This is a genomic window from Paraburkholderia sp. BR14320, from assembly GCF_040948665.1.
Classification (GTDB): Bacteria; Pseudomonadota; Gammaproteobacteria; order Burkholderiales; family Burkholderiaceae; genus Paraburkholderia; species Paraburkholderia youngii.
Genome location: NZ_JBFPKG010000161.1, coordinates 1 through 2,449 on the forward strand (window position 1 = coordinate 1; position 2,449 = coordinate 2,449).

A 2,449-nucleotide genomic window follows, 5' to 3' on the forward strand; every position below is an offset into this window, starting at 1 on the left:
AAGGACAGATGAAATGTGCGGGCAAAGACCCGTCGTCTGCTTCCCAGCAGTTTTACTCCCTTGTGTCATAAGCAATACTTATCATATCGACATTTCTCGTCCCGACACCCTTACTGCAACAGAACCACATTTCTCGTCCCGACACCCTTACTGCAACAGAACCCTATTTGCACCACAACTCAGCTTGCTCATCGTCGGTTCTCAATTCGTTCAGCCCGACACCTTAACCGATTCGTACCCGCGCTATTTGCACCTGAGCCGCCCATCACATCAGAGCCGGTTCGCGCACGAATCAAAAACTTCGCGCCTCCGTTTCGAGAAGGGCGGCCTCGAGATATTGTGTAATTTCTAACTGGGAGAAACGGAAATGGACCTCAAGCACATTGGTCAGGGCGGCAGTTTCGATCCCGAATTGTATTGCTCAGTTGAGAAGGAGGCTGGACCAGACAACACGGCAGAATTTGCGAACAGGCCATCAACATCAGCAGACCGCCGACTTTCTGGGTTGCCCCCCTCCTCCCGTTCGGGATTATCGCCTCGGCCTAATGCTAGGATAAGAGTCGAGTCTGATGTCTCGCCTTACACGGGTGAAAAGAGAGTTTTTGTCGAGCAGAAAGACGCACTTCATATACAAGGCAGGAACGGCCATTTTTACCCCATACCTCAGAGGTATATTTTCCCCTTCCAACGCTCACAGGGCACCTCTTTTTCCTTTACTCCGACTGGGCTAGACAGTCTCCGCAGAAAATACGACATGGTACACGGCGTGCCGCCCTTCCTCTACGACTTGCTTAGTCTCAACACTGCAAATCCTCACCTAAAGCAAATAACAATGACGCCGCATCTTTACCCATATTTAAAAGATGAACGGTTTTTAATTGTGCATAACACAAGTCATGACCCGACTTTTCAGGCACTTAAAAATCCACGGGCACAAAAATTGAAGAATGAAGCCGTTATGCTGTGCGGTTGGTTCATTCACCCACACTTAAACTGCCTCAAAGGTGAATCCCTCCAGCTGCTAGAGGAGCTGTCTGATCATCGCGCTGACAAGCCTATAGATAGGCCTATATTAAAGAAGCTTCAAACGACCTATGTCAAGGGGGAGCAAAACACCGATGTCTTAGAAAATCTCGCGTTGAATAGCGAGCCTCAAAGAATAGGCGAATTAAGAAACGGGGGCGAGTATCTGGCCAGTATCCTGGACCTTAATCGAAGTCACATCCCCTTACTGAAAAGTCTCAGGGATAAGGCGCTCCATCATTTGCAAGCACAATATGGCGTCGACGAGCATGATGATGTTGATTTGTATTTCCATTTTCCCTATCCAGACAGCACGACCACGCTTCACCTGCATATTCGCGCCAATCAGGGGTTGCATCCTCTGGAGAAGGCGAAGTCGTTTACGCTTGACGAATTAATAGATGGCTTTTCGTCGGGGAAAAAGATCGATGACATTATTTTGGAGCGCCAGGTCACGTACGATGGGAAAATATTCAGGGATCCGGGTAGGAGCATCGCGGAATTTCAGAATCTCAAAGGAGTTACTGTATCGAGTGATTCGGAGAATATTCATCGCTTGAAGCGCTCGTCAAGTCAGCCATTGTGGATGCATTCGCGAGACGATCTGTTTGTCTCTGATGGGCTTTGTCAAGTTGACGAACGTAGACTATACGCGTACCGGTAACAGTAGTTATCCTTATTAAATAGTCGAGCCTGATCAATTCGGAGGCCTTGCGTGGCAGAGCTTTGAGGCCGAATTGGTGTTGGGAGATTTGCAGGAGGAGCTGCGATGAACAAGCTGAAGAGTCTGGACGGGCTATTCGCCGGCCGTCATTTTGACCGTGAGGTGATCATTCTTTGTGCGCGCTGGTATCTGCGCTAGAAACTCAGCCTGCGCGATCTCGTCGAGATGATGGCTGAGCGAGGGTTGTCGCTGGCTCACACGACGATTCTGCGTTGGGTGCGCCGCTATACGCCCGAGTTCGTCAAGCGCTGGAACCATTTTGCCACGTCTGCGGGACGGTCGTGGGGGGTGACGAGACGTACCTGAAGATCCGGGGCAAATGGGTTTGTCTATATCGGGCGGTGGATCGGGACGGCCAGACGGTAGACTTCATGCTCAGGGTAAAGCGCGATGTGGCCGCGGCAAAAGCCTTTTTCGGCAAGGCGGTCAAACATCAAGGCCGGCCACCGGAGACGGTCACCCTCGATGGGTATGCCGCGTCGCAACGGGCCGTGCGTGAGATGAAAATTGACGGCCTGCTTCCCGAGGACACGAAGGTGCGCTCTTCGAAGTATCTCAATAATCTGATCGAACAGGGCTTTGTTCAGCAGGGTAGGCCCGCAGTTGGTTGCGGAGGCAACTAGAGCTTTTTGACGCAAACGGCCTTGCCGAAGCTGTTCCACAGATTCACGAGGTTCGCGATAATCACGCCCTCGCGCTGCT

1 protein-coding gene and 1 pseudogene are annotated in these 2,449 nt (G+C 51.2%); both read left to right on the forward strand.

Going from position 1 to position 2,449, the window contains the following annotated elements; genetic code table 11:
• The first annotated feature begins 367 nt into the window (after positions 1–367).
• On the forward strand, positions 368–1,687 hold the full coding sequence (locus AB3X89_RS39450; protein WP_368587969.1) for a hypothetical protein: 1,320 nt from the start codon (positions 368–370) through the stop codon (positions 1,685–1,687).
• Between the two features lie 105 nt (positions 1,688–1,792).
• Positions 1,793–2,322, forward strand: a pseudogene (locus tag AB3X89_RS39455) (IS6 family transposase); the annotation flags it as partial.
• Positions 2,323–2,449 lie beyond the last annotated feature (127 nt).

Coding starts and splice junctions, on each gene's coding strand:
- AB3X89_RS39450 (WP_368587969.1), top strand. CDS start 368: ATGGACCTCAAGCACATTGGTCAGGGCGGCAGTTTCGATCCCGAATTG.